At 72.6% G+C, this 26078-nt stretch carries 24 protein-coding genes; 5 read left to right on the top strand and 19 right to left on the bottom strand.

Annotated elements, in window-relative coordinates; translation table 11 throughout:
- Nucleotides 1–15 precede the first annotated feature (15 nt).
- The gene (locus OOK34_RS13405) at nt 16–429 is read right to left on the bottom strand and encodes a DUF3151 domain-containing protein (RefSeq protein WP_267034088.1); all 414 of its coding nucleotides are present in this window, start codon (nt 427–429) and stop codon (nt 16–18) included.
- Nucleotides 430–566: 137 nt separating this feature from the next.
- Nucleotides 567–1670, bottom strand: coding sequence for a CE1758 family FMN-dependent luciferase-like monooxygenase (locus tag OOK34_RS13400; RefSeq protein ID WP_267034087.1), 1104 nt, complete (start codon nt 1668–1670; stop codon nt 567–569).
- Between the two features lie 283 nt (nt 1671–1953).
- On the opposite strand from OOK34_RS13400, the gene OOK34_RS13395 reads away from it, so the two are divergent.
- On the top strand, nt 1954–3192 hold the full coding sequence (locus OOK34_RS13395; RefSeq protein WP_267034086.1) for a transposase: 1239 nt from the start codon (nt 1954–1956) through the stop codon (nt 3190–3192).
- Here the strand turns inward: OOK34_RS13395 and OOK34_RS13390 are convergent.
- The 9 genes from OOK34_RS13390 to OOK34_RS13350 form a co-directional block, all read right to left on the bottom strand.
- Complete coding sequence (locus OOK34_RS13390) at nt 3177–5108, bottom strand: helix-turn-helix domain-containing protein (RefSeq protein WP_267034085.1); 1932 nt, start codon at nt 5106–5108, stop codon at nt 3177–3179. The two genes, OOK34_RS13395 and OOK34_RS13390, sit on opposite strands and share 16 nt — an antisense overlap.
- 102 nt (nt 5109–5210) lie before the next feature.
- Nucleotides 5211–5918, bottom strand: coding sequence for a BTAD domain-containing putative transcriptional regulator (locus OOK34_RS13385; protein WP_267034084.1), 708 nt, complete (start codon nt 5916–5918; stop codon nt 5211–5213).
- A gap of 75 nt (nt 5919–5993) precedes the next feature.
- Nucleotides 5994–6767, bottom strand: a complete 774-nt coding sequence (locus OOK34_RS13380) for a ScbR family autoregulator-binding transcription factor (RefSeq protein ID WP_267034083.1) — start codon at nt 6765–6767, stop codon at nt 5994–5996.
- 242 nt (nt 6768–7009) lie between these two features.
- Nucleotides 7010–8032: a class II fructose-bisphosphate aldolase gene (gene fbaA, locus OOK34_RS13375; RefSeq protein WP_267034082.1), complete on the bottom strand. Its 1023-nt coding sequence runs from the start codon at nt 8030–8032 to the stop codon at nt 7010–7012.
- A gap of 282 nt (nt 8033–8314) precedes the next feature.
- Nucleotides 8315–8854 (bottom strand): orotate phosphoribosyltransferase, encoded by a 540-nt coding sequence (pyrE, locus tag OOK34_RS13370; protein WP_267034081.1) that lies wholly within the window; start codon nt 8852–8854, stop codon nt 8315–8317.
- A gap of 21 nt (nt 8855–8875) precedes the next feature.
- Nucleotides 8876–9664 (bottom strand): aldose 1-epimerase, encoded by a 789-nt coding sequence (locus OOK34_RS13365; RefSeq protein ID WP_267034080.1) that lies wholly within the window; start codon nt 9662–9664, stop codon nt 8876–8878.
- Between the two features lie 36 nt (nt 9665–9700).
- The gene (locus tag OOK34_RS13360) at nt 9701–10618 is read right to left on the bottom strand and encodes an SRPBCC domain-containing protein (RefSeq protein ID WP_267034079.1); all 918 of its coding nucleotides are present in this window, start codon (nt 10616–10618) and stop codon (nt 9701–9703) included.
- Nucleotides 10619–10681: 63 nt separating this feature from the next.
- Entirely contained in the window at nt 10682–12322 is a 1641-nt protein-coding gene (locus OOK34_RS13355) for a polyamine aminopropyltransferase (protein ID WP_267034078.1), read from the bottom strand.
- Nucleotides 12323–12438: 116 nt separating this feature from the next.
- Nucleotides 12439–12957: a DUF2617 family protein gene (locus OOK34_RS13350; protein ID WP_267034077.1), complete on the bottom strand. Its 519-nt coding sequence runs from the start codon at nt 12955–12957 to the stop codon at nt 12439–12441.
- Nucleotides 12958–13644: 687 nt separating this feature from the next.
- On the opposite strand from OOK34_RS13350, the gene OOK34_RS13345 reads away from it, so the two are divergent.
- Nucleotides 13645–14820: a pyridoxal phosphate-dependent aminotransferase gene (locus tag OOK34_RS13345; RefSeq protein WP_267034076.1), complete on the top strand. Its 1176-nt coding sequence runs from the start codon at nt 13645–13647 to the stop codon at nt 14818–14820.
- 12 nt (nt 14821–14832) lie between these two features.
- Nucleotides 14833–15966 (top strand): hypothetical protein, encoded by a 1134-nt coding sequence (locus OOK34_RS13340; RefSeq protein WP_267034075.1) that lies wholly within the window; start codon nt 14833–14835, stop codon nt 15964–15966.
- 14 nt (nt 15967–15980) lie between these two features.
- On the opposite strand, the gene OOK34_RS13335 is transcribed toward OOK34_RS13340, so the two are convergent.
- Together OOK34_RS13335 and clpB are read right to left on the bottom strand one after the other, a co-directional pair.
- On the bottom strand, nt 15981–16517 hold the full coding sequence (locus tag OOK34_RS13335) for a YbjN domain-containing protein (RefSeq protein WP_267034074.1): 537 nt from the start codon (nt 16515–16517) through the stop codon (nt 15981–15983).
- 110 nt (nt 16518–16627) lie between these two features.
- Entirely contained in the window at nt 16628–19213 is a 2586-nt protein-coding gene (clpB, locus tag OOK34_RS13330; protein ID WP_267034073.1) for an ATP-dependent chaperone ClpB, read from the bottom strand.
- Nucleotides 19214–19342: 129 nt separating this feature from the next.
- Between clpB and OOK34_RS13325 the strand changes: the two genes are divergently transcribed.
- Entirely contained in the window at nt 19343–19747 is a 405-nt protein-coding gene (locus OOK34_RS13325) for a pyridoxamine 5'-phosphate oxidase family protein (RefSeq protein ID WP_267034072.1), read from the top strand.
- A 174-nt stretch (nt 19748–19921) separates the two neighbouring features.
- Here OOK34_RS13325 and OOK34_RS13320 read toward each other — a convergent pair whose 3' ends face one another.
- Together OOK34_RS13320 and OOK34_RS13315 are read right to left on the bottom strand one after the other, a co-directional pair.
- The gene (locus OOK34_RS13320; protein ID WP_030228709.1) at nt 19922–20236 is read right to left on the bottom strand and encodes a hypothetical protein; all 315 of its coding nucleotides are present in this window, start codon (nt 20234–20236) and stop codon (nt 19922–19924) included.
- On the bottom strand, nt 20236–20514 hold the full coding sequence (locus OOK34_RS13315; RefSeq protein WP_267034071.1) for a hypothetical protein: 279 nt from the start codon (nt 20512–20514) through the stop codon (nt 20236–20238). The genes OOK34_RS13320 and OOK34_RS13315 overlap by 1 nt, the downstream gene beginning before the upstream one ends.
- A gap of 102 nt (nt 20515–20616) precedes the next feature.
- On the opposite strand from OOK34_RS13315, the gene OOK34_RS13310 reads away from it, so the two are divergent.
- Nucleotides 20617–21648 (top strand): helix-turn-helix transcriptional regulator, encoded by a 1032-nt coding sequence (locus tag OOK34_RS13310; RefSeq protein ID WP_267034070.1) that lies wholly within the window; start codon nt 20617–20619, stop codon nt 21646–21648.
- 181 nt (nt 21649–21829) lie between these two features.
- Here OOK34_RS13310 and OOK34_RS13305 read toward each other — a convergent pair whose 3' ends face one another.
- Genes OOK34_RS13305 through dnaK form a run of 4 tightly spaced genes read right to left on the bottom strand, consistent with a single transcriptional unit; the run spans nt 21830 to nt 26023 of the window.
- Nucleotides 21830–22297: a helix-turn-helix domain-containing protein gene (locus OOK34_RS13305; RefSeq protein WP_267034069.1), complete on the bottom strand. Its 468-nt coding sequence runs from the start codon at nt 22295–22297 to the stop codon at nt 21830–21832.
- Nucleotide 22298: 1 nt separating this feature from the next.
- Nucleotides 22299–23474 (bottom strand): molecular chaperone DnaJ, encoded by a 1176-nt coding sequence (dnaJ, locus tag OOK34_RS13300; RefSeq protein ID WP_267034068.1) that lies wholly within the window; start codon nt 23472–23474, stop codon nt 22299–22301.
- A 39-nt stretch (nt 23475–23513) separates the two neighbouring features.
- Entirely contained in the window at nt 23514–24176 is a 663-nt protein-coding gene (gene grpE, locus OOK34_RS13295) for a nucleotide exchange factor GrpE (RefSeq protein WP_267034067.1), read from the bottom strand.
- On the bottom strand, nt 24176–26023 hold the full coding sequence (gene dnaK / locus OOK34_RS13290; RefSeq protein ID WP_267034066.1) for a molecular chaperone DnaK: 1848 nt from the start codon (nt 26021–26023) through the stop codon (nt 24176–24178). The genes grpE and dnaK overlap by 1 nt, the downstream gene beginning before the upstream one ends.
- Between the last annotated feature and the right edge of the window lie 55 nt (nt 26024–26078).

Genomic DNA, 26078 nt, shown 5'->3' with positions numbered 1-26078 from the left:
CGAACCCCGGCAGCGTTATGCGAGCGTGTCCGCGGCGGTCTGCGAGGAATCGCGCAGGAAGGTCGAGCAGCGCTCGTGCTCCTCCTTCTCCCCGATGGCCCCGGCGGCCCGCGCCAGGGCGTTCAGGGCGCGAAGGAAGCCGCGGTTCGGCTCGTGCTCCCACGGCACCGGGCCGTGGCCCTTCCAGCCGGCGCGGCGCAGCGCGTCCAGGCCGCGGTGGTAGCCGGTACGGGCGTACGCGTACGACTCGACCGTGCGGCCGGCGGCGAAGGCCTGGTCGGCGAGGGTGGCCCAGGCGAGCGAGGAGGACGGGTGGGCGGCGGCCACCTCGGCCGGGTCGGTCCCGGCCGCGAGGGCCTCGCGGGGCGCGGGCTCGTCGGGCAGGTGGGTGGGGGCGGGGCCCCCGAGCAGGTTCTGGTGAATCGACATGGGTTCAGTGTGGCCGACGGCGGCCTCGATCAGGGCCCGGAATCAAGGCCGGGGATCAAGCGCCGGGGTCAACCACCCGGGATCAAGCGCCCGGGATCAAGCGCCGGAGATCAGGGCCCGGGGTCAAGCGCCCGGGGTCAAGCGCCCGGGGTCAAGCGCCCGGGGTCAAGCGCCGGCCCGGCGGCCGTCGCCGGGTGGCGGGGGCCCGGGGGGACGGCCGTGGGCCGGGAGGCGGTCAGTTCGCGGCGCAGGACCGGGACGATCCGCTCGCCCAGGAGGTCGACCTGCTCCAGCGCCGCCTCCAGCGGCAGCCCGGCGTGGTCCACGGCGAAGAGCTGGCGCTGGTGGTCCCCGTAGACCTCCCGGAAGCCGAGGATCTTCTCGACGGCCTGGTCCGGGCTGCCCACGACCAGCGAGGTCCGGGCGGCGCACTCCTCCAGCGAGTAGCGCCCGCCGCGGGCCGGGGACCGGTCGAAGTACGGGCGGAACCCGCGCACCGCGTCCTGCGAGCGCGCCCGTACGAAGAGCTGCCCGCCCAGCCCCACGACCGCCTGCCGGGCGGTGCCGTGGCCGTGCTCCTCGTACCGGGCCCGGTACAGCTCCACCAGGCGGGCGCACTGCTCGACGGGCGCGAGGAGGCCGTCCGCGAAGAAGCCGTCGCCGTAGTACGCGGCCCGCTCCGCGGTCTCCGGCGAGCGCGCCGAGCCGTGCCACACGAAGGGCGGTACGCCGTCCAGCGGGCGGGGCACGGAGGTGAAGCCGTCCAGGCGGGCCCGGAACCGGCCCTGCCAGTCGACGTCCTCCTCCCGCCAGAGGCGGTGCAGCAGGGCGTAGTTCTCCCGCGCGAGCGCCATGCCCTGGCGCAGGTCCTGGCCGAACCAGGGGTAGCAGTTCGGGGTGTTGCCCCGGCCCGTCATCAGGTCGAGGCGGCCCCCGGCCAGGTGCTGGAGCAGCGCGTACTCCTCCGCGACCCGCACCGGGTCGTTGGTGGTGATCAGGGTGGTGGCGGTGGACAGGATCAGCCGCCGGGTGCGTGCGGCGAGGTACGCCAGCAGGGTGGGCGGCGAGGAGGTCACGTAGGGCGGGCTGTGGTGCTCGCCGGTGGCGAAGACGTCGAGGCCGGCCTCCTCCGCCCGCAGGGCGAGGGCGGTCATGGCCTTGATCCGCTCGTGTTCGGTCGGCGTACGGCCGGTCGACGGGTCGGGGGCGACCTCCCCGATCGAGAAGATGCCGAACTGCACCGCGCTCCCCCGTGTCGACACCGCCCCGATGCGGGGCGGGCGCGGCGCCGGGGGGCAGGCCCCGGCGCCGCGGCTCATGGGCCCCGCGACAGGACCGTGCCGGATCCGCGGTGGTCCGGCCAGGTCCGCCCGGGCAGTCCGTCAAGTCACCCGGGGGTGGTGGCGGCCCCACCACGTTCCGGCGAAGTGCGGTGACCGGCGCACCTCCCCGGAAGAGGGGTGCTCGGCCGACGGTAGAGGTGCAGTCGACGCAGGCCTAGGGGGGCATGTCGTGAAAGCGGTCATGAGCAGCATCAACAGCAGCGGCAACACCGGCACGGGGGCAGGAACGGCAACGGGGACGCGGACGGGAACGGGCACGGGAACGGCGACGCTGGTCCGGCGGGACCCGGCCGTCGAGGCGGCCGACGACCTGTGCTCCGCCGTCCTCACCTCGCTGCGCCGCAAGGACCAGCGGGAGAAGGGCCGGCAGTACGTCCGGGGGCTGCTCGCGCTCCCCGGCCGCAAGTCCATGCGCGGGATCGCGGGGCAGGTCGGGGGCGGGGCCGCCGAACAGAGCATGCACCACTTCATCTCCGGCTCCACCTGGGACTGGGAGCCGATCCGCGCCTCCCTCGCCGGATTCCTGGAGGCGACCACTCCGCTGACCGCGTGGGTGGCGCAGCCGATGGCCATCCCCAAGGGCGGGGAGCACTCGGTGGGGGTCGCCCACCGCTTCGACCCGCACCAGGGGCAGATGTTCCGGGGGCAGCAGGCCTTCGGGACCTGGTTCGCCTCGGCCGGGCTGGTCACTCCGGTCGGGTGGCGGATGTACCTGCCGGAGGCGGACGCCCCGGACTCCACCGGCGCCCCCGACACCCCGGCCGCGTACGAGGAGTCCGCGGCGGCCGCCGTCATCTCCACCGTGCGCCGCTCGGCCCCTCCGATGAGGAACGGCCCGGCCCGCCCTGTGGTGCTGGACATCCAGCGGATCGGCACCCGGTCCACGATGAACCGCTTCGCGGAGGCCGGGCTGCCCGTCATCGCCCGGGTCTGCCCCACCACCCCGCTGCTCGTCACCGACCCGGCGCTGCCCGGCTACGGCGCGGGGCCGCGCGCCGCGCGGGACATCCTCCAGTCGGTGAAGGGGCTGTGCACCCCGGTGGAGTGGACCGATCCGGATCCCGGGCTCGCGGGGGGCCGCCACCGCAGCACCCTGGCGGTCGCGGTGCGGGTGATGATGCCCGACCCCTCCCCGGCCCGCCGTCGCCACCTGCTGCTGGTCGGCGAGTGGACGGACCCGCGCCGCCCGCCCGCGCAGCTGTGGGTGACGGACCTCGTACGGCTGCCCGTGGGCCCGCTGCTGCGGCTGACGAAGCAGGGCCGCCGGGTCGGCTTCGCCGCCGAGCACAGCGGCCAGGAGGCCGGGCTGCGCGACTTCGCGGGCCGCGCCCTGCCCGGCTGGCACCGGCACGTCACCCTGGCCTCCATCGCCCACGCCGCCCGCGCGCTGACCAGTACGGAGCACTACTCGGCGGCGTAGGCCCGGTCGGCGGCCGTGCGGCGGTCGTGGAGGACCGTGCGGGCCTTGCGCAGGCGCAGGGCCATCTGGATCTCCAGCGCCCCGGCGGGCTTCTGCCAGTCCGGGCCGAGGAGTTCGGCGATGCGGTCCAGGCGGCGGGAGACGGTGTTGGGGTGCACGTGCAGGGCCTCGGCGGCGTGGGTGGGGCTGGCTCCCGAGGCGAAGTACGCCTCCAGGGTGCGGGTCAGCTCCGTCAGCCGGTCCGTGTCGTACTCGAGGACGGGGCCGATGGTCGCCGCGATGAAGGACTCCACGTCGTGGTCGGCGGACAGCAGCAGTCCGAGGAAGCCCAGCTCGCGCAGGGAGGCGGTACCGCCCACCCCGTCGAGCGCGGTCAGCGCGTCCAGGCAGCGCACGGCCTCGGCGTAGACGCGGGCCACCTCGCCCGGGCCGGCGGTGGGTCCGGCGGCTCCGGTGGACACGGCGTGGCCGAGCAGCGGGGACAGCTCCCCCGAGGCCCGGTGCGCGGCGGCGGAGGCGTCGGTGCCGGGCAGGACCAGGACGATGCAGCCCCGGCGGACGCCCTTGAGCCCGCCCATCCGGTAGGCGTACGAGGAGGCCCAGGCCACGGCCTTGCCCAGTTCGCCGCCCTCCGGCCGGGCGACGACCACCACGTGCGGGCGGTCGAGGTCGATGCCGAGCCGGCGGGTGCGCTCCAGCAGGTGCAGGTCGACGGAGTGCGGCCGCTCCAGCAGGTCGGCGAGGAGTTCGTCGTGGACGGGCCCCTCGGCGGCGGCCGTGCCCCGCTGGATCAGCATCAGGGAGGCCACGGACTGGGCCGCCAGCTGGAGCAGCCGTACGTCCTCGTCGGCGAGCGGGGCGGAGGCGCTCAGCAGCAGCACCCCGAGGTCCTCGGCTCCCGCGAGGACGGGGGCCAGCCACAGCTCGCCCGGCAGGCGCACCGGGCGCCGGTCGGTGAGCGCCTGGAGGGCGCCCTTGGTCACCGCGTCCTCGTCCAGGCCGGGCAGTTCCCCGGTGGCGGTCAGCGGGCGCCCGCCCGGATCCCGCACCTGGAGCACGCCGTCCAGCGCGTCGGCGGTGGCCCGGGCGAGGGTGGCGAGCCCGGCGCCGTCCAGGACCATCCCGGCCAGCCGGGCGTGGCACTCCCACAGGTAGCGGACCCGGGTCAGGGCGGTGTTGGTGCGCGAGCCGAAGGCCTCCAGCTCGGTGACCTCGTCGCGGGTCTGCTCCAGCAGCCGGGCCTTCTCGATGGCGACGGCGGCCAGGTCGGCGAGGGAGAGCATGATGCCGATCTCGTCCGGGGTGAACTCCCTGACGGCGCGGTCGGATCCGTAGAGCGCGCCGAGGGTGGAGTCCCCGCGCCGCAGCGGGACCGCGATGATCGCGTGCAGGCCCTCCGCCTCGACGACGGCGTCGATGCCGGGTGCGTGCGCGATGGAGGGGTCGGCGAGGTAGTCGGCGGTCCACACCGGTGAGCGGCGGGCCTGCGCGATGCTGCCGAGGCCCCGGCCGGTGCCCAGTTCGAGGCCGACGTTGAGCGCGGTGGTCTCGCCCTCGGAGGTGCGTACGTACGCGGAACCGTCCGGGCGGCTCAGCGACAGCCAGGCCATGTCGAAGCCGAGGAGGCGCCGGGCCCGGCGGGTGATCAGGCGCAGCAGGCCGTCGATGTCGTACGGGGAGGTGAGGTCGTGGGCGGTGTCGACGAGCGCGGTGAGGGCGGCCTCGCGCTGTTTGCTGCGGCTCGCGCGGGCCCGTACCGAGCGGGCCAGTTCCACGGCCCGGGTGAGGCCGGCCAGTTCGGCGTCGTCGGCCCCCGCGGCGCGGGCCTCGGCCAGCAGGGCCTCGTACCGCCCCTGCGGGGCCTGCGCCGCGAGCAGTTCCAGTACGGCCAGCGGGCCTCCGCCGTCCCCGCGCATACCGCTGCTCCCCCCACCCCGACCAGCTGTTTCCCGTACCCCGCCCCGAACCTAGGTTCCGTGCGGCGAGGGGTCAAGCGCGATGCCCGGCGGCGGCGCGGGTCAGGGCCGGGCGGCGCAGGTGAGGGTGAGCCCGGGGGCCGGGCGGGCCGTGCGCAGGGCCTCGACGCGGGCTTCGGCGCGGCACAGCGCCTCCAGGTAGGGGCCGTCGGGGCGGCCGGCTCCCGCGCCCCGCAGGCCCGCGAGCGCGAGGCGCAGCTCGCGGTGGCGTCCGAGCGCGAGTTCCGCCTCGACCCACTGGCCCAGCACCGAGAGCCGGTCCGCGTCGAGGCACGCGATCCGGCCGCCGAGCCAGGTCCCGGCGTCGATCCCGTCCAGGGCGGGGCCGGTCCACAGGTCCAGCGCCCGGCGCAGCCGCGCGGCGGCCTGCTCGAAGTCGCCCCGTCCCATGGCGCGGTAGCCGGCGCCCGCCTCGCGCTCGAACTCCCGCACGTCGCAGCGGCCTCCGGCGGTGTCGAGAAGATACCCGCCGGGCCTCGTGGACAGCACGGTCTCGGGAGTACGTACCGAGCCGGCGCCCAGCGCCTCGGCGAACCGCTCGCGCAGCCGGCGTACGGCGGTGTGCAGGGCGGCGCGGGCGTGCTCGGGCGGGGTGCGGCGGGCCAGCTCGTCCGCGAGGACGGAGACGGGCACGACCCGGTCGGGACAGGCGGCGAGGACCGCCAGGACGTGCCGGGACTCCGGTGTGGGGGCCGTGATGGGCACACCGTTCTCGGTGACCCGTGGTGCGCCGAGTACCTCAATGTCCACAGTGTTCTCCCTGGGCAGGCGAGCGAAAAAATAATACCCGGGAGGATCTTTTTTGGAAGAGGGGGGTGGCCGGGACTAGGCGGAAGCGGGCATCTCCCGCGCCGCCTCCGCGACCGCCGCCGCGGCGCTCTCCGCGCCCTCCTCCGCCGCCGGCTCCCGGGGCGGTACGCCGCCCTGGCAGCCCTGCCGGCACTCGTGCGTGCCCTGCGGTCCGAACAGCGCCCGCGCACCCCGCCCGGGAGCCGTGTCCAGCCGGATCGCCAGGGCCGGGACCACCACGTTCGGCATCACGTGCGTGTAGAGCTCCGACACCTGCGCGTCCAGGTCCAGGCCGAGCGTGTGCGACATGCTGTTCAGCCCCGCGTACGCGCCCACGATCAGCCGGGCCGGGACCACCGGGTCCACGTTCGGCAGCAGCTCCCCGCGCCGCTGCGCCTCCGCCAGGACGTCGATGAGCAGCTCGATCCAGGCCTGGTAGGGGGCGGCCCGGTCGAGCTGCCGGTTCCCGTACTCCAGCGTGAGCCGGGTGCTGGCCCGCATCAGCGCCTCGTGCCGCAGCCGGTGCGAGAAGACCATGCCGATGTCCACGAACTCCTGCACCTTGTACTGCTGCGGGAGCATCTGCGGCTGGGACTCGTTCTGCGCGTCGATGACGGCCTGGGCCAGGCCCTCCTTCGAGTCGAAGTGGAAGTAGAGCGCGCCCTTGGTGACCTTCGCGATGTTGACGATGTCCGAGAGCTTGGCCGTGTCGTAGCCGTGCTCCTCGAACACCACGGCCGCCGCCTCCAGGATGGCCCGACGCGTGCGCACGGCCCGGTCCTGCTTCACCTGGGGTCGCTCTGTCTTCATCTCTGGCGTCGCCTCTCCTGGCCCGCCGGTTTTACATGCCCACGGGTACGTTTCTCTGGGTAGATTCCACACCATCACGCGCCCGCCCGTCCACCGGCGTATGTCACCTCGGGCGAATCCCTCCCGAATCGACCGCGAGGCACCTGCTCAGCGGCATGCGAAAAAGGGGTCCGCCGGTCCGTGACGGACCGGCGGACCCCTTCCGGGTCCCGCTGCTGGCTGCCGCTGCCGGCTGCCGGCGCTTACTTCAGCTTGGTGCCGGTGGAGCGCAGGTTGGCACAGGCCTCGGTGACGCGCTGGGCCATGCCGGCCTCGGCGAGCTTGCCCCAGGTGCGCGGGTCGTAGGTGGACTTCTTGCCGACCTCGCCGTCGACCTTCAGGACACCGTCGTAGTTGCGGAACATGTGGTCCGCGACCGGGCGGGTGAAGGCGTACTGGGTGTCGGTGTCGAGGTTCATCTTCACGACGCCGTTCTCCAGCGCGGTGGCGATCTCCTCGGCCGTGGAGCCCGAGCCGCCGTGGAAGACGAAGTCGAAGGGCGAGGCCTTGCCGTACTTCTCGCCGACGCCGGCCTGGAGGTCCTTGAGGAGCTCGGGGCGCAGGACGACGTTGCCCGGCTTGTAGACGCCGTGCACGTTGCCGAAGGAGGCGGCCAGCAGGTAGCGGCCCTTCTCGCCCAGGCCCAGGGCCTCGGCGGTGCGCAGCGCGTCGTCGACGGTGGTGTACAGCTCGTCGTTGATCTCGTGGCTGACGCCGTCCTCCTCGCCGCCGGTCGGGGTGATCTCGACCTCGAGGATGATCTTCGCGGCGGCGGCCTTGGCGAGCAGCTCCTGGCCGATGGCCAGGTTGTCGGCCAGGGTCTCGGCGGAGCCGTCCCACATGTGCGACTGGAAGAGCGGGTTCAGGCCGCGGGCCACGCGCTCGGCGGACACCTCCAGGAGCGGACGTACGTAGCCGTCCAGCTTGTCCTTGGGGCAGTGGTCCGTGTGCAGAGCGACCGTGATGCCGTACTTGCCGGCGACGACGTGCGCGAACTCGGCCAGGGCGACCGCGCCGGTCACCATGTCCTTGCTGTACTGGCCACCCAGGAACTCGGCACCGCCGGTGGAGATCTGGATGATGCCGTCGCTCTCGGCCTCCGCGAAGCCGCGCAGCGCAGCGTGCAGGGTCTGGGTCGAGGTGACGTTGATGGCCGGGTAGGCGAACTTGCCTGCCTTCGCCCGGTCGAGCATCTCGTTGTAGACCTCGGGGGTTGCGATGGGCATCTGTCCGCTCCTTGGATGTGCGGGGAGTGTGCTTATTGCGGGCCCTGACCTGGGGGCGACGTCGCCGTCGCGCCTATCTTTCCAGACTCGGCGCAACACTCCACCCCGCCTGTCACCCGGTCTCTGCACGGGCGGGCGGGGTGTTTCACGTGAAACACCCCGCCCCCTCGGAAAGACGCAGGTCAGGAGCGGACCGAGAGCTTCCGAGGACCTTCGTCACCAGTTGCCCCCGGTGGCGGCCCGACCCGCCTCCCACCCCGCACGACCACGATCCGAGACGACCTACGCCAGGCCGAGGTCCCCGAGCTGGTAGCCGGTGAGGTAGGGCAGGCCCGCCCCGGCGATCGCGTCGGCCGCACCGCGGTCCACGATGGTGGCGACGGCGACGACCTCGCCGCCGGCCTCGCGGACCGCCTCGACGGCGGTCAGCGGGGAGCCGCCGGTGGTCGAGGTGTCCTCGACGACCAGGCAGCGCTTGCCCTTGACGTCGGTGCCCTCGATGCGGCGCTGCATGCCGTGCGCCTTCTGCGCCTTGCGGACGACGAAGGCGTCCAGGCGCTCGCCGCGCGCGGCGGAGGCGTGCAGCATCGAGGTGGCGACCGGGTCGGCGCCCAGGGTCAGACCGCCGACGCAGTCGAATTCGAGGTCGGCGGTCAGGTCCAGCATGACCTGACCGACCAGCGGGGCGGCCTCGCCGTCGAGGGTGATCCGGCGGAGGTCGATGTAGTAGTCGGCCTCCTTGCCGGAGGAGAGGGTCACCTTGCCGTGCACGACGGCCTTGTCCTTGATCTGCTGCAGAAGCGCATCGCGTACGTCAGTCATGCCCCCGAGCTTAATTGCGCCCTAGGCGAGGCGGCGCCAGGACCAGGTCGTGGAGACCTCCAGCGGGTCCACCGGGGTGACCAGCCGCGGGAGGGTGTTCAGGCCGTTGGGCGGGCCGGACTGGGGCTCGACGCAGACGGCCTCGGGCTGCTCGTCGTACACGACCACCCATTCGGCCCGGCTGGTGATCTTCAGTTCCAGCGCCCCGGGCCAGGTGAGGGTGACGTCGACCCCGCCGGGCATCCCGAAGCAGTCGTCCCAGGGGCCCGGCGTCGGGTCGGTGCGGCGGCCGGTGGGGAGGTGGTCGGCGCCGCGCTCCTCCTGCCAGGCCGGGTCGAAGGCGATCTGCGCCTCGGCGCCGTCGTGGGTCAGGACGCGGTTGAACCAGGGGTGCCAGCCCGCCTGGGCGGGGAAGGAGTCCTGGTACGTCTCGACGCCCATGGTGAGGGTCAGCGCGTCCTCAGCCAGCTCGAAGACCTGCGTCACCCGGCCGGCGTGCGGCCACGGGTCGGCGAGGTCGAAGTAGAAGGCCGCCCGGGTGGCGTCGGCTCCGCCGGACCGCCAGACCGTGTCCCGGCCGAAGCCGTGGATGGCGTGCGGGGGGTGGTTCAGGGGCAGCTGCTGGACGGTCGCGCCGTCGTGGAACTGCCCGTTCGCGGTACGGCCGCACCAGGGGACCATCGGGAAGGACCCGTAGTGCGGGCCCTGGCGCAGGAGTTCGGTGCCGTCGACACGCAGACTGCTGATCCGGCAGCCGTTCTCCCGGTCGATGGTGATGTCGGCGCCGCCGGCGCTCAGTTGCGTACTCATACGGCCGACCCTACGGCGGCCGGGTGGCGCGGGGCCTCAATGGCGGCGGCGCAACGCCCTTCCGACCACGACCGCCGAGGCGAGGGCCAGGGCCGCGGCCGGGGCGATCCAGCGCAGGCCGTTCCCGCCGCTGCCGGTGGAGGGGGCCGGGACCGGGGCGTAGCGGCCGCGCGGCGGCGCGTGGTCGACCTCCTCGGCGCTGCGGCCGATCATCGTGCGGCGGGCGTGGGCGGCCTCGGCCGGCGGGCGCGGGGGGCCGGAGGCCTCGGCGTCCTCGCCCGTCCGCCCCAGGTCGCCGAGGTCGGCGAAGGCCGCGAAGTCGCCCTCCAGGAAGGGGTCGAGGGACGGGGGCGGCACCTCGGTGTCGAACACGGACGCGCTGACCTCGGTGATGTCCGGACCGGGGTCCGCCTCGCCGGTACCGGCCTCCGCCTGGGCCTTCGCCTCCGCCTCCTCGGCCTCGGCCACCGGGTCGGTCACGGGCCCGGGCTCCTCGCCGGGCTCCGCTCGGTGCTCGGGCCCGGGTCCGGGGGCGCCGGCCAGGTTGGCGGCGAGCCGGTCGAGCAGCCGCCCGGCGGCGGTGGCGGTGGCCTGCGGGTCGAAGCCGGCGGCCCGCCCGTCGGCGGTGGCCCCGCCGCTGAACTCCAGCCGGGTTCCACCCTCGTGGGGGATCAGCCGCAGCCCGAGCGCGAGGGTGACGGTGCCGCTGCCCCGCGCCTCGGTGCCCTCGCCCGCCGCGGCGAAGTGGTCCGGGTCCCGCTCGGTGAGGGACAGGGAGCCCCGGTAGGTCACGGTGTGCCCGCCGACCCGCACCTTGAGCCGCCCGGCCAGCGGCCCGGAGGCGGTGTCGGCGTCCTGCTGGAGCCCGGGGACGCAGCGGGCCACCCGGGCGGGGTCGCGCAGCACGGCGCGGAGGTCGTCTGCCGGTACCGGAACGAACACCTGATGCTCCATGCGGTCGAGCCTACCGACGAGACCCGCCCGTGCACACGGACACGACACCCCGACTCTCTGTGCTCAGGAGTAGCGCGGGTGCGGCAGGGTCGAGGGCGGCAGTCCGGAGAGCCGGATCCGGGCGGCGTCCCGGGCCGCGTCCTGCAGGCCCCGGGTGGACACGGCCCGCAGGGCGGGGGTGTCGCGGTCCACGCGCAGCTCGGGGACCCGGTCGCGGGCGGCCAGTACGAAGCCCCAGTCCTGCGGCGGCGCGTCCGCGGCGCCGAGGGTGCGGTCGGGCCCGGCGGCGAAGCCGGAGAGCCGGCCGCCCGTGCTGTAGGGGGTGGTGAGCAGCCCGGCCGCGCGCAGGGTGGACTCGACGGTCCAGTAGGTACGGGGCCTCGTGGTGAGGGGGCCCGCGTGCACCGCGATGCGCCCGCCCGGCTTCAGGGCCCGCGCGGCCAGCCCGTAGAACTCCTGCGAGTACAGCTTCGTGCTCGGGGTGATGCCGGGGTCGGGGAGGTCGGAGACGATGACGTCGAAGCGGTCCCGCGCGGCCGGCCCCCGCAGCCAGCGGAAGGCGTCCTGGGTGACGACGCCCAGGCGCGGGTCCTCGTACGCGCGGGCGTTGAGCGCGGAGAGCATCGGGTCGGTGCGGGCGAGGCGGACCACGCCGGGGTCGAGCTCGACAACGGTGACGGAGGCGACGTCCCGGTAGCGCAGCACCTCGCGGGCGGCGAGCCCGTCGCCGCCGCCGAGGACCAGGACACGGGAGTGGGGGCCGGTCATCGCGGGGTGGACCAGGGCCTCGTGGTAGCGGTACTCGTCGTAGCCGCTGACCCGCAGCCGTCCGTCGAGGTACAGGTCGAGGGAGCGCGGGGACCCGGTGGGCGGCCCGGTCAGCACCAGCTCCTGCACCCCGGTCTGCGCGGCGACCCGTACCTCCCCTCCGTAGACGGCGGTGCGCGCGGCCCGCTCGAAGTCGTCGGCGAGCAGCGTGGCGCAGGAGAGCAGGGTGAGGACGGTCACGTTGGCGCCGATCAGCAGCCAGCGGCAGCGTCTGCTGAGGTCGTGGCGGAACAGCCACAGGACGAGTCCGCCGCCGACGACTGCGTTGACCGTGCCGGTGAGCATGGCCCCGGTGAGCTGCCCGAGCACGGGGAGCAGCAGGAAGGGGAAGGCGAGCCCGCCGACCAGGGCGCCCACGTAGTCGGCGGCGAAGAGGTCGGCGACGGCCCCGCCGGCGTCCTGTCTGCGGATGCGCTGGATGAGGACCATCAGCAGCGGGATCTCCGCGCCGATGAGCACTCCGATGGCGAAGGAGAACGCGACGAGCGCGGGCCGGGACTCCCCCAGCCAGGCGAAGCTGGCGTACAGGGCCATGGCGGAGAAGCCGCCCAGCAGGGCGAGCGCGGCCTCGATGGCGCCGAAGCCGAAGGCGGGCCGGCGGCGCAGGCGCTTGGCGAGGAGGGAGCCGACGCCCATGGCGAAGACCATGACGGACAGCACGACCGACGCCTGGGTGACGGAGTCGCCGATGAGGTACGAGCCGAGGGCGAGCAGCTCCAGCTCGTAGACGAGCCCGCAGGCGGCGCAGACGAACACCGTGGCCAGCACGAGGAGTCGGCCGGTCCGAGGGCGTACGGGCAGGGCGGCCGGGACGGTCTGCACGCCCCGCGGCTCCGCCGCCGGGAGCACCCCGCGGGGGGCGGAACGGTCGATCATGCAGCGAACCGTACGTCACCGCCCACCGACACCCTGTCACCCACATGGGTGCAAGTGCCTTGGCGATCCGGCCAGTTGGCGTAATCCGGACGCGACTCTGATCCGCCGGACACCCCCTAGACGCGAGCCCCCATCCGCACGCCCACCCGGGTGCGCGTGGCCACCAGCTGGCCCTCCTGCGGATACGCGTGCCAGGTGCGCCAGCGCACCTGCCCCTCGTGACGCTGCGCGAGCATGGCCGTGAAGGCGTGCGGGTCGCCCGGGAAGGTCCCGGCTAGCCCGTTCGGGTGGTCCGCCACCAGCGCGAGCAGCTCCTGGGCCCGCCCCGCGAAGGACCCCCGCGAGAGGGTCTCGACCCGCGCGGCGAACTCGTACTCCCAGTCCCCCACCCGCTTCGCCACGCCGAGCGGCAGCGGCGTACTGCTGCCGGGCATACAGGCGACCGTCTCCGAGCAGAGCACCTCGCCCTCCTCCAGGAGCACCTGATGAGAGGCCCCGAGCAGGCGCAACTCCACCTTCGCGTCCGCGAGCTGGAGGTTCAGTACGGCCAAAGCGGGCAGCCGGTCCCGTCCCAGGGCCCAGGCGAGATCGGCGGCACGCGTGTCGGTGTAGGTGGTCTGGAGGGTCGTGAGCATGAGTCGGCTCCGCAAACGCGCGAGGGAGATGGGCCGGGGCCCGCCAGCGGTAGTCAACGGGTGGGGGGACACCGGCACGGGTCCACAGGAAGTCCCGGGAGGTCCGGGGACTGGTCTACTCAACCGAGGGAATCATGAAAGGCACGGCACTCACAGCGTTTTTACCCAACTTGACGGGGTTTACATCCCCCCGGGGGCTTCACGGTTCACGTGTTCAACAAGAGGCCGCCCGTACGCCGTAGTGCCGGCCCGAACAAGAAGACGCCCGAAGGAAGTTGTCCCCGCCGGGCGTCTTGTCCACACGGGGTCGACCCGTACCAGTGTCAGCTGGACCCGCAACCCCCGCCACCGCAGGAGGACGAGGACCCGCAGGACGAAGAAGAGCCGCAGGACGAGGACGATCCGCCGCCCCCGCCGGCCCACCAGCTGCCACCGGACCCGCCGGAGCCGCTGCCACCGGAGCCGCCGGAGCCGCCGCCCCCGTTGAAACGCGACGCCAGGTAGATGATCCCCCCGATGACCGCCGCGACGATGATCAAGACGAAGAACACGGCCTCGCCCCTTTCTCACGCCCCGGTCGCCCGGGCCGCAGGACCCCCGTGGCCCGCGTGCAGGGGGGATGCCCGCAGGCCAAAGCCGCCAAAGCACACTTGAGCAACTCCAGAGGTTCCCCGCAGGATGGCGCCCATGAGCGCACCCACGGGCAGCAGCCGCCCCTTCCTGAACCGCCGTCTGGCGGCCTTCGGCACCACGATCTTCGCGGAGATGTCGGCTCTGGCCGCCCGCACCGGGTCGATCAACCTCGGCCAGGGGTTCCCCGACACCGACGGCCCCGCCGAGATCGCCGAGGCCGCCGTCCGCGCGATCCGCGACGGCCGGGGCAACCAGTACCCGCCCGGCCCGGGCGTCCCCGAACTCCGCACCGCGATCGCCGCCCACCAGCAGCGCTTCTACGGCCTGTCCTACGACCCCGACACCGAGGTCCTCGTCACGGCCGGCGCCACCGAGGCCATCGCCGCCTCCCTCCTCGCCCTCCTCGAACCGGGCGACGAGGTCATCGCCCTGGAACCCTTCTACGACTCCTACGCGGCCTGCATCGCCATGGCCGGCGCCACCCGCGTCCCGCTCACCCTGCGCGCCCCGCACTTCCGTCCCGACCTGGACGCCCTGCGCGACGCCGTCACCCCGCGCACCCGGCTGCTCCTGCTGAACACCCCGCACAACCCGACGGGCACCGTCCTCACCCGCGCCGAACTCGCCGCCATCGCCGAACTCGCCGTGGAACGCGACCTCCTGGTCGTCACCGACGAGGTCTACGAGCACCTGGTCTTCGAGGGCGAGCACATCCCGCTGGCCTCCCTGCCCGGCATGCGCGAGCGCACCGTCACCATCTCCTCCGCCGGCAAGACCCTCTCCTTCACCGGCTGGAAGGTCGGCTGGGTCACCGCCCCGCCCGCGCTCGTCTCGGCGGTCCGCTCGGCCAAGCAGTTCCTGACGTACGTCGCCTCCGGCCCCTTCCAGTACGCCGTCGCCGAGGCCCTCGCCCTCCCGGATACCTACTTCGACACCTTCCGCGCGGAGCTCGCCGCCAAGCGCGACCTCCTCTCCGAAGGCCTGGCCGCCGCCGGCTTCGAGGTCTACCGCCCACAGGGCACCTACTTCATCACCACCGACATCGCGCCCCTGGGCGAGAAGGACGGCCTCGCCTTCTGCCGCGCCCTGCCCGAGCGCTGCGGTGTGGTCGCCATCCCCAACCAGGTCTTCTACGACGACCGGACCGCCGGCGCCACCCAGGTCCGCTGGGCCTTCTGCAAGCAGACGGAAGTCCTCCAGGAGGCCGTGACCCGCCTGCGCCGGCTCTGAGTGACCGGCCACATGTCAACGGTGTCCCTTAGACCGCCCGAAACACGGCGGGCCGCCCTGCCGGGGGCGGTGGCCGCGCTCGGGGTGTTCGCCGCCGTGCGCGGGGCCGGGGTGCTGGTCGTCGCCGCCGGGGCCTGGTGGGCCGGGCGGGACCCGGTGCGGGTGCTCGGCGTCTCCTGGGACTCCGTCTGGTACCTCGGGATCGCCGCGCACGGCTACGGCCGGACCCAGATGTGGGCGGAGTCCGGGACCGTCCAGAGCGACTACGCCTTCTTCCCGCTGTACCCGCTGCTGGTGCGCCTCGCCGGCGGCGGGGCGCCCGCCGGGCTGGCGGTGGCCTGGACGGCCGCCGCGGTGGCCGCCGTCGGCGTGTACCGGGTCGGGGAGCGGCTGTACGGGGCGCGGGCCGGGGTGCTGCTCGTCGGGGTGTGGGCCGCGCTGCCGCACGCGGTGGTGCTGACCCTCGCCTACACCGAGGCGCTGCTGGCCGCGCTCGCCGCGTGGGCGCTGTACGCCCTGCTGCGGGAGCGCTGGCTCTGGGCGGCGTCCCTGGCGGTGCTCGCCGGGCTGACCCGGCCGACCGGGATCGCGGTGGCCGCCGCCGTGACGGTGGCGGCGCTGCGGGAGCTCGCCGTACGGGGCAACCGCGCGCCCGCGGTGTGGGCGGCCGCGCTGCTCGCGCCCGCGGGCTGGGCGGCGTACGTCCTGGCCGTCGGGGCGCACCGCCGCGACCCGCTCGGCTACTTCACCGTGCAGCGGCAGTGGGGCTCGCGGTTCGACTTCGGCGCCGGGACCCTGGGCACGGTGGAGAAGGCGCTGGCCGGCGGGAACGTGCCGGTCCCGGTCGGCGTGACCATGGCCGTGCTGGCCGCGGCGGGGCTGCTCGCGGTGGCGGCCGTCCTCGACCGGACCCCGCTGCCGCTGCTCGTGTACGCCGGGACGCTGCTGGTGATCACCTTGGGCGGGGCGGGCTACTTCGAGTCGAAGCCGCGGTTCCTGCTGCCCGCGTTCCCGCTGCTGCTGCCGGTGGCCGCCGCCATGGCCAGAGCCCGGCCGCGCACGGCGGTCGTGGTGACCGCCTGCATGGCCGGGCTCTCGTACGGCTACGGGCTGTACCTGCTCCTGGTGGCGCGGGTACCCCTATGACGTATGACGGACGACTACTCGCCGTCTTCGTTCTTCTCGTCGCCCTCGGCGGAGTCCACTTCCTTCTCCAGGCCGAGCTGCTCGAGGAGCCACTTGTCGAATTCGATCGACGCGCGGACCCAGCTGACCGTGGAGGACACGAAGTGCTCCAGGCTGACGCCGGTGCCGATCAGCATCTGCGCCTCGCCGATCAGGCGGACGGAGCCGTCGTCGTGCGTGTGGCTGTAGACCTTCGGCCACAGGGTGCGGCGGTTCCAGTCGTCGATCGACTCGAGCAGCTGCGGCTTGTCGTCGATGGCGTGCGGACGGTCGTAGAAGGTCCGCACGGAGAAGACCTGCTGCTCGCCTTCACCGCGGAACATGAAGTACGTGCGGAAGTCCTCCCACGGCGCCGCGAGGTCACCCTCGTCGTCGACGACGTACTTGAGCTCCATCTGCTCCAGGAGCTGCTTCACCAGATCCTGGTCGGGGACGACGGGGCCCGCCGGTCCTGTGGCCTGCGGTTCGGGCTGACCCCCGAAGTTCGGAATCGAGGCCGGGTCGATGCTCACCGTGTACTTCCCTTCGTGCGGATACCGCCATCCTCCCCCATCGCGCCCACCCCGTGTCCAGCCCCGGAGCTCCGATCCGCTCCGGGCGGACACGGGGAGCCGCGCGGTCCTTACAGGGCGCGGCCGACCAGCAGGTCCTCGCCGGCCACGTCGACCCGTACCGTGTCGCCCTCCTTGACCTCGCCGGAGAGGATCTCCTTGGCCAGGCGGTCGCCGATCGCCGTCTGGATCAGGCGGCGCAGCGGGCGGGCTCCGTACGCCGGGTCGTTGCCCTTGTCGGCCAGCCAGGCCAGGGCCTCGGGCGTGACGTCCAGGGCGAGCCGGCGGTCGGCGAGGCGCCCCGCGAGGCGGCCGATCTGGAGCTCGGCGATGTGCGCCAGCTCGTCGCGGCCGAGGGCGGAGAAGACCACGAGGTCGTCCAGGCGGTTCAGGAACTCCGGCTTGAAGGAGGCACGGACCATGTCCAGGACCCTGGCCTTCTTCTCGTCCACAGCTGTGGACGGGTCGACCAAGAACTGCGAGCCGAGGTTCGACGTCAGGACCAGGATGGTGTTGCGGAAGTCGACGGTGCGGCCCTGTCCGTCGGTGAGGCGGCCGTCGTCGAGGACCTGGAGCAGGATGTCGAAGACCTCGGGGTGGGCCTTCTCGACCTCATCCAGGAGGACGACGGAGTACGGACGCCTGCGGACGGCCTCGGTGAGCTGGCCGCCCTCCTCGTAGCCCACGTAGCCGGGCGGGGCGCCGACGAGCCGGGCCACGCTGTGCTTCTCGCCGTACTCCGACATGTCGATGCGGACCATGGCCCGCTCGTCGTCGAAGAGGAAGTCGGCGAGGGCCTTGGCCAGCTCCGTCTTGCCCACGCCCGTCGGGCCGAGGAAGAGGAAGGAGCCGGTCGGGCGGTCCGGGTCGGCGATGCCGGCGCGGGTGCGGCGTACGGCGTCGGAGACGGCCCGGACGGCCTCGGTCTGGCCGATCAGGCGGCGGCCCAGCTCCTCCTCCATGCGGAGCAGCTTCTGCGTCTCCCCTTCGAGGAGCCGGCCGGCCGGGATGCCGGTCCAGGCGCCGACCACGTCCGCGATGTCGTCGGGGCCGACCTCGTCCCTGACCATCGTCCCCTTGGCGGCCTCCGCCTCCTCCTCGGTGGCCTCCGCCAGCTCCCGCTCCAGGGCGGGGATCTCCCCGTAGAGCAGCTTGGAGGCGGAGTCGAAGTCCCCGTCGCGCTGGGCGCGCTCGGCCTGGCCGCGCAGGCCGTCCAGGCGCTCCTTGAGCTCGCCGACCCGGTTGAGGGACTGCTTCTCCTTCTCCCAGCGGGCGGTCAGGCCGCGCAGGTCCTCCTCCTTGTCCGCGAGGTCCTTGCGGATCTTCTCCAGGCGCTCGCGGGAGGCCGGGTCCGACTCGTTGTTCAGGGCCAGCTCCTCCATCCGCAGGCGGTCCACCGAGCGCTGGAGCTCGTCGATCTCCAGCGGCGAGGAGTCGATCTCCATGCGGAGCCGGGACATGGACTCGTCGACGAGGTCGATGGCCTTGTCGGGGAGGAAACGGGAGGTGATGTAGCGGTCGGAGAGGGTGGCGGCGGCGACGAGGGCGCTGTCGTTGATGACGACCTTGTGGTGGGCCTCGTAGCGGCCCTTGAGGCCGCGCAGGATCGCGATGGTGTCCTCGACGGTCGGCTCCGCGACCAGCACCTGCTGGAAGCGGCGCTCCAGCGCCGGGTCCTTCTCGATGCGCTCGCGGTACTCGTCGAGGGTGGTCGCGCCGACCATGCGCAGCTCACCGCGGGCCAGCATGGGCTTGAGCATGTTGCCCGCGTCCATGGCGGAGTCCCCGCCGGCGCCCGCGCCGACGACGGTGTGCAGCTCGTCGATGAAGGTGATGATCTGGCCCTCGCTCGACTTGATCTCGGCGAGGACGGTCTTGAGGCGCTCTTCGAACTCGCCGCGGTACTTGGCTCCGGCCACCATCGCGCCGAGGTCGAGGGCGACGAGGCGCTTGCCCTTGAGGGACTCGGGGACGTCGCCCTTGACGATGCGCTGGGCCAGGCCCTCGACGACGGCGGTCTTGCCGACGCCGGGCTCGCCGATGAGCACCGGGTTGTTCTTCGTACGGCGGGAGAGGACCTGGACGACTCGCCGGATCTCCTGGTCGCGGCCGATGACGGGGTCGAGCTTGCCCTCGCGGGCGGCTGCCGTGAAGTCGGTGCCGAACTTCTCCAGGGCCTTGTACTGGCCCTCGGGGTCGGGGGAGGTCACCCGTCGTCCTCCTCGTGCGTTCTCGAAGGCGGCCAGCAGCTTCTTCGCGGTCGCGCCCTGGGCGGAAAGGACCTCACCGGCCGGTCCGCCCCTGGCGGCGACGGCGATGAGGAGGTGTTCGGTGGAGAGGTACTCGTCGCCGAGCTTCCCGGCCTGGGAGTCGGCCTCGGCGAGTACGGCGAGCAGGTCGCGGCTGGGCTGCGGGGGCGCGACGGTGGATCCGGTGACGCTGGGCAGGGCGGCGAGCAGCCGGTCCGCTCCGGCGCGGACGACTGCCTGGTCGGCGTCGGTCGCGACGAGCAGGTCGGTGACGTTCTCGTTGTCCTCGCCGGCGAGCAGGGCCAGCAGCAGGTGGGCGGGGGTCAGGTCGGCGTGGCCGTCCTTGACGGCCCTGCTCGTGGCCGCGTTCAGGGCGTCGCGGCTCTTGTTGGTCAGCTCGGCGTCCACTCTCGGTTTCTCCTCTCCGGCGGGGGCATACGGAACTCTGACAGATTCAGCATCCGCAAAGTTGAGTCTATTCCACTCAAGGCGATTCTCCCGCCGTATGCGGCAGGTCCGCGGGCTACGCTTCGGCGCATGGCCCATGACGTACTCAACCCGACGCCCGAGTACCTCGCCTTCTGGCGGGAGCGGCACGTCTGCACCCTGACCACCCCGCGCCCGGACGGCACCCCGCACGTGGTGCCGGTGGGCGTGACGTACGACCCCGAGGCGGGGCTGGCGCGGGTGATCAGCAACAAGCACAGCAAGAAGATCCGCAACGTCCTGGCCGCTCCCGGCGGCGGAGCGCGGGCGGCGGTGTGCCAGATGGAGGGCAAGCGCTGGGCCACCCTGGAGGGGCGCGCGGTCATCCGTACGGACGAGGCGTCGGTCGCCGAGGCCGTGGCGCGCTACGCGGAGCGGTACGGGCGGATGCCCTCGCCCAACCCGGACCGGGTGGTCCTGGAGATCAGCCTGGACCGGGCCATGGGCCGGGCCTGAGCACTCGAGCCGGACTCCGGTGACCCTCGAGCGTTTCCGGGCGGGTCCCCGGCTGATTGTCCGGTTCAACCACTGGACGCGGACATCACAACGGCGCCATCGTGGTCAGGTCCACGATGGCGCCGTTGTGTGGGGGTAGCGCCTGGAGCGATCTGCAACGACGGGGGAATCGCCTCAGGCACTGCGGGGGGTGGCGGTGGTGATATCGGGTTCGAAGAGCTGGTGGTCGCGCTGATCGAGGTTGACGAAGACCATGCCGTACCGCACTTCGCAGCGGACGGGCTGCGGTGCGCCCCGGGGGCGGCGCAGGCAGCGGTAGGCACGGACGTCCTCGTCCTCCTCGCGCACGACGACGATCGGCTGGCCGAAAAGGGTGACCATCAACGAGTCGCCGGCGTAGGGGATCGCCGTGGCCAAGTCGATGAACTGCCAGCCCGAGCGGTACGCCGAAGCCATCTCGCGCCGGAAGTCGCGGTCGTCGGGGGTCATCAGGCGACCGTCACGGGTGCGGAGTTCCAGCCACTGTCGGGCTCACCGGCGGGGGTGGCGACCCACGGGTCGTCCCCGGGTGCGACGTTCCAACCGCTGTCGAACCCACCGCCGGATATGGTGTTCCAGCCGCTGTCGTCCTTGCCTGCCGGAGCGGTGTTCCAACCGCTGTCGGCCCGAGCGCTCCCTGCATCGCCGTTGACGGCGCTGACTGCCCCAAAGACCGCAACAGCGGAGAAAACAACGGCAAGCGCCGAGCGAAGCATTCTCTTGTACATGGTCGGCTTCGTCCTCACTTGATGGAATCCTCTCCCCCGCACGTCAGACCATGGCTCATTCAGGCACGTTACGGCCACAGGGACGATGCATCATGTTCTTGCATGTTCAGGACCCTGGGGGGTGGAGTTTTGCCCATAAGAGACACAAACCCGACACATCCCCACCCCGTCACGTCCATGTGCGACGAGGGGGCACGTCTGTACGCGGCGGCGCTGAGCACGGGACGGGTGCCTCGCAGCGAGGTGGCAAACGTCCCCTGCCTGCTTGAATTCGCCCTCCTGCGCCCCGACCCGGATGACGCCAACCAACTCAGGGCGGTTCCCCCGGCCGTCGCGCTGGCCCAGCGGCTCCAGCCGCTGGAGCGTGAGATCCAGGACCGCCGGCGCAGCGCCGTCGACCTCACCGATGCATTCGAGCCGTTCCTCACCATCAGCGCGCAGAACCCCGCCAACACCCACGCCATCACGGTGCTGGAGGGATTCGACCAGATCAACGCCGCCCTCGACCTCGCCACGGCCGAGTGCCACACGGAGATGCTGACGGTACAACCGGGTGGCGCAAGGCCGTCCTACGCCCTCAGCGAGGCCCTGGAGCGGGACGCCCCGCTGATCGACCGGGGCGTGAGCATCCGGACGCTCTACCAGCACACCGCCCGGCACAGCCAGGGAACGCTCGCCTACGTGGACCGCATCTCCACGGGCAAGGTGGAGATCCGCACGCTGGAGGAGCTCATCGAGCGGCTCATCGTGTTCGACCGGACCGTGGCCTTCATCCCCGTCAGCGACGACCGGCGGGTGGCGCTGGAGCTGCGCCACCCCGGGCTGGTCGACTACCTGATCAAGGTGTTCGAGCAGCTGTGGCGGCGCGCGGTGCCGCTGAGCGAGGAGGTCACGTACACGCACATGCCCGACGGGATCTCGGGCGTGCAGCGCTCCATCGCCCAGCTGCTGGTCGAGGGGCACGTGGACGAGGCCATCGCGCGCCGGCTGGGGATGAACGTACGGACCTGCCGGGCGCACATAGCCCGGCTGGCCGCCGCCCTGGGCAGCGGCAGCAGGGCGCAGCTGGGCTATCTCATCGCCCAGTCCGGGATCCTGCACAGCTCGGGCCCGGCGGACCTCCCCGAGGGCTGACAGGGGCCTCCAGGGGCTCCCCTGGCGCGCGAAAGGCCCCGCCCGGCCCCTCAGGCCCTCCCTGTACGGGAAGGGCCGGGAGGAGCCGGGCGGGGCCTTCGTGCGAGCGGGGCGGCCGCGGTCAGTCGCCCGGGTACGGGGTCAGTCGCGCGGGTACGCGGTCAGTCGCGCGGGGGCTCGGTCAGTCGCCCGGGCGCTTGGTCGGGCGCCAGACCACCAGGGCGTTGCCCGGCTGCGGCGGCTGGTACGGGACCAGGTCGCGGCGGTACGAGGCGTGCACCTGGGCCTCGCGGGCCTGGAGGGCGGCGGCCGCGCCGTCGACAGCCGTGGACAGCTCGGCGACACGCTGCTGGAGCGCCGCCACCTGGTTCTCCAGCTCGATGATCCGCTTGATTCCCGCCAGATTGATGCCCTCGTCCTGGGACAGCTGCTGCACCGTGCGGAGCAGTTCGATGTCCCGGGCCGAGTAGCGCCGGCCGCGGCCGGCCGTACGGTCCGGGGAGACCAGGCCGAGGCGGTCGTACTGGCGGAGGGTCTGCGGATGGAGTCCGGAGAGCTGGGCGGCCACCGAGATCACGTAGACCGGGGTCTCTTCGGTGAGCGGGTACGCCCCCTCACCGAAGCGGGGCTGTCGTCGGCGGCCGTCCATGTCATGCTCCCTTCGCGGACTCGAACAGGAGGGCTCGCGGGTCCTCGGACCCGGTCGCGTCGCGGTAGGTCTCCAGGGCTTCGCGGGCCTTGTCGGACAGCTCCGCCGGGACCGCGACCTCCACCGTGACGAGCAGGTCGCCTCGGGTGCCGTCCTTGCGGACCGCCCCCTTGCCGCGGGCCCGCATCGTACGGCCGCCGGGGGTGCCCGGGGGCAGCTTCAGGGTGACCGGCGGGCCGCCCAGGGTCGGAACCCTGATCTCGGCGCCCAGGGCGGCCTCCACGAAGGTCACGGGGACCGTCACCGTGAGGTTGTCGCCCTTGCGGCCGAACACCGGGTGGGTACCGACGTGGACGACCACGTACAGGTCCCCCGCCGGGCCACCGCGCTCGCCCGGAGTGCCCTTGCCGCGCAGCCGGATCCGCTGGCCGTCGGAGACGCCCGCCGGGATCCGGACCTGCATGGTGCGGGAGCTGCGGGCACGCCCGCTGCCCTTGCAGACCTCGCAGGGGTTCTCCGCGATCAGGCCGCGGCCCTTGCAGTCCGCGCAGGGGTCGGTCAGCGAGAAACCGCCGCCGCTGCCCCGCGAGACCTGGCCGGTGCCGACGCAGGTCGGGCACACCCTGGGCGTGCCGTTCTGGTCGCCGGTGCCCGAACAGGCCTTGCAGGGGGCCTGCGAGGACATCCGCAGCGGGACGGTCGCGCCGTCCACGGCCTCGGTGAAGGAGAGCGTGACCTCGGACTCGACGTCCTGGCCGCGGCGCGGCTGGGTACGGGTGCCCGCACCGGCGCCGGCGCCGCGGTTGAAGAGGCCGCCGAAGACATCGCCCAGGCCGCCGCCGAAGCCGCCCTGGCCGGCCTGCTGGGTACCGCCGAACAGGTCGCCCAGGTCGAAGTTGAACGAGCCGCCGCCGCCCGGACCGGGGCGGAAGCCGCCGTTGCCGAACAGGGCGCGGGCCTCGTCGTACTCCTTGCGCTTCTTGGCGTCGCCGAGGATGTCGTTCGCCTCGGAGATCTCCTTGAAGCGCTCCTCGGCCGAGGCGTCGCCCTTGTTGGCGTCCGGGTGGAACTCGCGCGCGAGCTTCCGGTACGCCTTCTTGATCTCGGCTTCGGTGGCGTCCTTCGGGACACCGAGGACCTTGTAGTAGTCCTTCTCCACGAAGTCCTTCGTGCTCATCCCCGGTGTCCCTCCTCTCGGATCCCTACATGGTGTGCGTCAGCCCTTGTCGGGGGCATCCGTGTCCTTGTCGGACGGCGTGTCGCCCTCCGAGGACTCGGACTTGGCGGCCGGCGCCGCGCCCGGCTGGGGCTCGGCCACCGCGACCCGCGCGGGGCGGATCGTACGCTCGCCGATCCGGTACCCCGGCTGCAGGATCGCCACGCAGGTCGTCTCGGTGACGTCCGGCGCGTACGAGTGCATCAGGGCCTCGTGGATCGTCGGGTCGAAGGGCTCGCCCTCCTTGCCGAACTGCTGCAGCCCCATCTTGGCGGCGGCGGTCTCCAGCGACTCGGCCACCGACTTGAAGCCGCCGACCAGCTCGCCGTGCTCCCGCGCCCGGCCGATGTCGTCCAGGGTCGGGAGGAGCTCCGTCAGCAGGGACGCGACCGCGATCTCCTTGACGGCGATCCGGTCCCGCTCCACGCGACGGCGGTAGTTCTGGTACTCCGCCTGGAGCCGCTGGAGGTCCGCGGTGCGCTCGTTGAGCGCGGTACGGGCCTGGTCCAGCTGCGCCAGCAGAGCCACATCTGCTGCTGCGTCCCCGGCCGGGGCCGCCTCCCCCTCCTTGGAGGAGTCGGCGGCCTTCGGCTCGGCGTCGTCCGCGCTGGCGCCGGTGGGGACTTCGGGCTCCTCCTCGAAGCCCGGGGTCTCCTCCGACATCAGGCAGCGCCACCCTTCGGCTTCTCGTCGTCGACGATCTCGGCGTCGACGACGTCGTCGTCGGCCTTGGCCTGGCCCGCGTCACCCGCGGCGCCGGCCGCACCCTGGGCGGCCTGGGCGTCGGCGTAGATCGCCTGGCCGAGCTTCTGGCTGACCGCGGCGAGCTTCTCGGTCGCGGTGCGGATCTCGGCGGTGTCCTCGCCCTTGAGCTTGTCCTTCAGCTCGGTGACGGCAGCCTCGACCTCGGTCTTGACCTCGGCGGGGACCTTCTCCGCGTTGTCCGCGAGGAACTTCTCCGTCTGGTAGACGAGCGCCTCGCCCTGGTTGCGGGACTCGGCGGCCTCGCGGCGACGGTGGTCCTCGTCCGCGTACTGCTCCGCCTCCTGGCGCATGCGGTCGACCTCGTCCTTGCCGAGCGAGGAGCCGCCGGTGACGGTCATCTTCTGCTCCTTGCCCGTGCCAAGGTCCTTGGCCGTGACGTGCATGATGCCGTTCGCGTCGATGTCGAAGGAGACCTCGATCTGCGGGACGCCACGCGGGGCCGGCGGCAGGCCCGTCAGCTCGAACATGCCGAGCTTCTTGTTGTACGCCGCGATCTCGCGCTCACCCTGGTAGACCTGGATCTGCACGGACGGCTGGTTGTCCTCGGCCGTCGTGAAGATCTCCGACCGCTTGGTCGGGATCGTGGTGTTGCGCTCGATGAGCTTGGTCATGATGCCGCCCTTGGTTTCGATACCGAGGGACAGCGGGGTCACGTCGAGGAGCAGGACGTCCTTGACCTCACCCTTGAGCACACCGGCCTGGAGGGTGGCGCCGATGGCGACGACCTCGTCCGGGTTGACGCCCTTGTTGGCGTCCTGACCGCCGGTGAGCTCCTTGACGAGCTCGGCGACGGCCGGCATGCGGGTGGAGCCGCCGACCAGGACCACGTGGTCGATCTCGGACAGGTTGATGCCCGCGTCCTTGATGACGTTGTGGAACGGGGTCTTGCAGCGGTCGAGCAGGTCCGCGGTGAGCTGCTGGAACTGCGAGCGCGTGAGCTTCTCGTCCAGGTGCAGCGGGCCCTCGGCGGAGGCCGTGATGTACGGCAGGTTGATCGTGGTCTCCGTGGAGGAGGACAGCTCGATCTTCGCCTTCTCGGCCGCCTCGCGCAGACGCTGGACCGCCATCTTGTCCTTGGACAGGTCGACGCCGTGGCCGTTGGCGAACTGCTTCACCAGGTAGTCGACGACGCGCTGGTCCCAGTCGTCGCCGCCGAGGTGGTTGTCACCGTTGGTGGCCTTGACCTCGACGACACCGTCGCCGATCTCGAGGAGCGACACGTCGAAGGTGCCGCCGCCGAGGTCGAAGACGAGAATGGTCTGGTCGTCCTTGTCGAGACCGTAGGCCAGGGCGGCGGCCGTCGGCTCGTTCACGATGCGCAGGACGTTGAGGCCCGCGATCTCGCCGGCCTCCTTCGTCGCCTGACGCTCGGAGTCGTTGAAGTAGGCCGGGACGGTGATGACCGCGTCCGTGACCTTCTCGCCCAGGTACGCCTCGGCGTCGCGCTTCAGCTTCTGCAGGATGAAGGCGCTCATCTGCTGCGGGTTGAAGTCCTTGCCATCCAGGTTGATCTTCCAGTCAGTGCCCATGTGGCGCTTGACGGAGCGGATGGTCCGGTCAACGTTCGTCACCGCCTGGCGCTTGGCCACCTCGCCGACGAGGACCTCGCCGTTCTTGGCGAAGGCGACGACGGACGGCGTGGTCCTGGCACCCTCGGCGTTGGTGATGACGGTGGGCTCGCCGCCTTCGAGAACGCTGACGACGGAGTTAGTGGTGCCCAGGTCGATGCCGACCGCACGTGCCATTTCGATTCCTCCAGCTGACTTGAGTGGAACAGGCTCAAGAATGCCGTAACGCTGC

The sequence above is a fragment of the Streptomyces sp. NBC_00091 genome (assembly GCF_026343185.1).
GTDB lineage: Bacteria > Actinomycetota > Actinomycetes > Streptomycetales > Streptomycetaceae > Streptomyces.
The sequence above is the reverse complement of the archived record's forward strand: the minus strand, read 5'-3'. Positions and strand labels throughout refer to the sequence as shown.